This window comes from Bacillus sp. LR_5, from assembly GCF_042709275.1.
In genome coordinates this window covers 1-4158 of the sequence record NZ_JAVAXX010000409.1, presented here as the reverse complement: position 1 = coordinate 4158, position 4158 = coordinate 1, and the positions used below count along the sequence as shown (strand labels likewise).

3 protein-coding genes and 1 pseudogene are annotated in these 4158 nt (G+C 44.4%); all 4 read left to right on the top strand.

What is annotated here, in order from left to right; all coding sequences use genetic code 11:
- Positions 1-1660 (top strand): translation elongation factor 4 (gene lepA / locus RAC86_RS35940; protein WP_377886712.1); only part of this gene is annotated, 1660 nt, incomplete at its 5' end.
- A 55-nt stretch (positions 1661-1715) separates the two neighbouring features.
- Entirely contained in the window at positions 1716-2855 is a 1140-nt protein-coding gene (hemW, locus tag RAC86_RS35935; protein WP_072566569.1) for a radical SAM family heme chaperone HemW, read from the top strand.
- An 80-nt stretch (positions 2856-2935) separates the two neighbouring features.
- Positions 2936-3967, top strand: a complete 1032-nt coding sequence (hrcA, locus tag RAC86_RS35930) for a heat-inducible transcriptional repressor HrcA (protein ID WP_014114464.1) — start codon at positions 2936-2938, stop codon at positions 3965-3967.
- 71 nt (positions 3968-4038) lie between these two features.
- A pseudogene (locus RAC86_RS35925) lies at positions 4039-4158 on the top strand (nucleotide exchange factor GrpE); the annotation flags it as partial.

The following is a 4158-nucleotide window of genomic DNA, read 5'->3' as shown; positions in this document are numbered from 1 at the left end:
ACGGGGTATAACGATTAAGTTAAACTCTGTTCAGCTTAAATACAAAGCAAAAGACGGAGAGGAATACATTTTTCATCTGATTGATACGCCAGGACACGTCGACTTCACGTACGAAGTATCCCGAAGCCTTGCTGCCTGCGAAGGAGCGATTCTTGTCGTGGATGCAGCACAGGGAATTGAAGCGCAGACGCTCGCCAATGTCTACTTAGCGCTTGACAACGATCTTGAAATACTTCCGGTCATCAATAAAATCGATCTGCCGAGCGCCGAGCCGGAACGCGTGCGCCAAGAGGTAGAGGATGTTATTGGCCTTGACGCATCAGAAGCCGTGCTTGCTTCAGCAAAAGCCGGTATCGGGATTGAGGAGATTTTAGAACAGATCGTAGAAAAGGTGCCCGCTCCGACCGGAGATCCGGAGGCGCCGCTCAAAGCGCTGATCTTCGACTCGCTTTATGACGCTTACCGCGGTGTCGTGGCGTATATCAGAGTTGTTGAAGGAACGGTAAAGCCGGGGCAAAAAATCAAAATGATGGCGACCGGCAAAGAGTTTGAAGTGACAGAAGTCGGTGTGTTCACGCCGAAAGCAACTCCGACAGATGAACTGACGGTCGGTGATGTAGGCTTTTTAACTGCCGCGATCAAAAATGTCGGTGACACACGCGTCGGTGACACGATAACAAGCGCGGCCGATCAGGCTGCCGAAGCATTGCCTGGATATCGCAAGCTGAACCCGATGGTGTATTGCGGTTTATATCCGATCGATACGGCCAAATACAACGATTTAAGGGAAGCTCTTGAAAAGCTTGAGCTGAATGACTCATCGCTTCAATATGAAGCAGAGACATCCCAAGCGCTCGGATTCGGTTTCCGCTGCGGATTTTTAGGTATGCTTCACATGGAAATCATCCAGGAGCGGATTGAGCGTGAGTTTAAAATTGACCTGATCACCACAGCACCGAGTGTTATATATGATGTGTATATGACAGACGGAGAAAAAGTGGTGGTTGATAATCCATCAAATATGCCTGACCCTCAAAAGATTGAACGGATAGAAGAGCCGTATGTAAAAGCGACAATGATGGTGCCGAACGATTATGTCGGTGCAGTGATGGAGCTTTGCCAAGGAAAACGCGGCAATTTTATCGACATGCAATATTTAGACGCTAATCGCGTCAGCATTGTTTATGACATGCCATTAGCGGAAATCGTCTATGAGTTTTTTGATCAGCTGAAATCAAGCACAAAAGGCTACGCGTCCTTTGATTACGAACTGATCGGCTACAAACCGTCTAAACTTGTCAAGATGGACATTATGCTGAACGGAGAAAAAATCGACGCCCTTTCATTTATTGTGCATCGCGATTACGCGTACGAACGCGGAAAAGTAATTGTAGAAAAACTGAAAGAGCTCATTCCGCGCCAGCACTTTGAAGTACCGATTCAAGCGGCGATCGGCCAGAAAATCGTGGCCCGCTCTACCATTAAAGCGATGCGTAAAAACGTATTGGCTAAATGTTACGGCGGAGACATCTCGCGGAAACGGAAGCTTCTTGAAAAACAAAAAGAAGGAAAACGCCGAATGAAGCAGGTCGGCTCAGTTGAAGTGCCGCAAGAAGCATTTATGGCGGTCCTGAAAATGGACGACAGTCCGAAAAAATAATAGAAGCCGCCGCAGTCCTGTACTGCGGCTTCTTTCTGTAAAGAAGGTGAATTCGTTGAAATCAGCTTATATCCATATTCCATTTTGTGAGCATATTTGCCACTACTGCGATTTCAATAAATATTTTATTCAAAGCCAGCCTGTTGACGAGTATTTAAACGCGCTCGAACAGGAAATGATAAATACAATAGCAAAAACAGGGAAGCCTGACCTCAAAACGATCTTTATCGGAGGAGGCACGCCGACCTCTCTCTCTGAGGAACAGCTCAAAAAGCTGATGGACATGATCATACGAGTGCTGAAGCCCTCAAGCGCATTATCGGAATTTGCGGTTGAAGCGAATCCGGACGACTTGTCCGCAGAGAAATTAAACATATTAAAAGAAGCCGGCGTAAATCGCCTCAGCTTTGGTGTCCAAACGTTCGAAGACGATCTGTTAGAAAAAATCGGCCGGGTGCACAAGCAAAAAGATGTATTTGCCTCTTTTGAAAGGGCGCGGGAAATCGGTTTTGACAATATCAGTCTTGATTTAATGTTCGGGCTCCCGGGGCAAACCCTCAAGCATCTGGATCATTCTTTAAACACTGCTTTATCGCTGGATGCCGAGCATTATTCCGTATACTCCCTCATTGTAGAGCCGAAAACGGTATTTTATAATTTGATGCAAAAAGGGCGGCTTCATCTTCCGCCGCAGGAGCAGGAAGCCGAAATGTATGAAATGGTGATGAGACGTATGGAAGCTCACGGCATTCATCAATATGAAATCAGCAACTTTGCCAAGGCAGGTTTGGAATCAAAACACAATCTGACGTATTGGAGCAACGAGGAATATTTCGGCTTCGGAGCAGGGGCCCACGGATATATCAGCGGCACACGGACAGTAAACGTAGGACCTGTCAAACATTACATTGACCTGATAGCCGAAAAAGGCTTTCCGTATAGAGATACACATGACGTGACAACAGAGGAACAAATTGAAGAAGAAATGTTTTTGGGGTTGAGAAAAACAGCCGGTGTCAGCAAAAAACGATTTGCAGAAAAATACGGTCGTTCACTGGATGAACTTTTTCCAAACGTATTAAAAGACCTCACTGAAAAAGGGCTGATTCACAATTCGGAGTCTGCCGTTTGTTTGACTCATCAGGGGAAATTATTAGGTAATGAAGTTTTTGGCGCTTTTTTGGGTGAGTTATAATTGACATTTTTCTTGTGGTTTGATACTTTTGTTATAGAATTAGCACTCGCTTGTTGAGAGTGCTAACAGAGGTGATGATGATGTTAACAAATCGTCAGCTGCTGATCCTTCAGGTCATAATCAACGATTTTATTAAATCGGCACAGCCGGTAGGATCAAGAACTCTTTCGAAAAAAGATGAAATCACATTTAGCTCTGCAACAATAAGAAACGAGATGGCTGACTTGGAAGAATTGGGCTTCATTGAAAAAACCCATTCATCCTCAGGACGTGTTCCGTCGGAAAAAGGGTACCGGTACTATGTTGACCATTTGCTTTCACCCGTCAAACTGACAAAAAGCGACCTGGACCAAATCCACTCGATCTTCAAAGAGAAAATTTTCGAGCTGGAGAAGACAGTTCAAAAATCAGCGCAAATATTGTCCGATCTGACGAATTACACATCCATCGTACTCGGGCCGAAGCTGAGTGAGAATTACCTTAAACAGATTCAAATCATACCGATTCAGCCTGATATGGCGGTAGCAATTCTCGTTACCAATACAGGGCATGTGGAAAACAAAACGATTAATTTTCCAGCCAAAATGGATCTGTCTGATATTGAAAAACTGGTAAATATATTGAACGACCGTTTAAGCGGCGTTCCAATGGATGAACTGAATGAGCGCATATTTAAGGAAGTCGTCATGTACCTAAGACAGCACATTAAGAACTATGACAATATACTTGACGCGCTTCGTTCAACCTTTCATTCCACAAATCACGTTGAAAAATTGTTTTTCGGCGGAAAAATCAATATGCTGAACCAGCCGGAGTTCCATGATATCACCAGAGTTCGGTCGCTTCTCTCATTAATTGAAAAAGAACAGGATGTTTTAAAGCTCGTTCAATCCCCACACACGGGAATTTCGATTAAAATCGGGAAAGAAAACGACTATGAAGAGATGGAAAACTGCAGTCTGATTACGGCTTCTTATTCCGTTGATCAGAAGCAGATCGGCTCAATTGCGATCATCGGTCCGACCCGCATGAATTATTCCAGGGTTGTCAGCCTGCTTCAGCATGTGACTTCGGACTTGTCAAAAGCATTAACAAGTTTGTATGATGAATAAGGGAATTTTGGCAAATTTTATCGAAGGGCAGCACCCGCCCTTCTCCTTACACTTTGAGGGAGGTGAACACAATGTCAGAAGAAAAACAAACCGTTGAACAAAACGAAACAGAAGAGCAAGAAGTCATTGAAGAACAAGCTGCCGCTGAAGAACAGCAGGAAGAAACAAATGAAAGCGAACTTCTTCAAAAT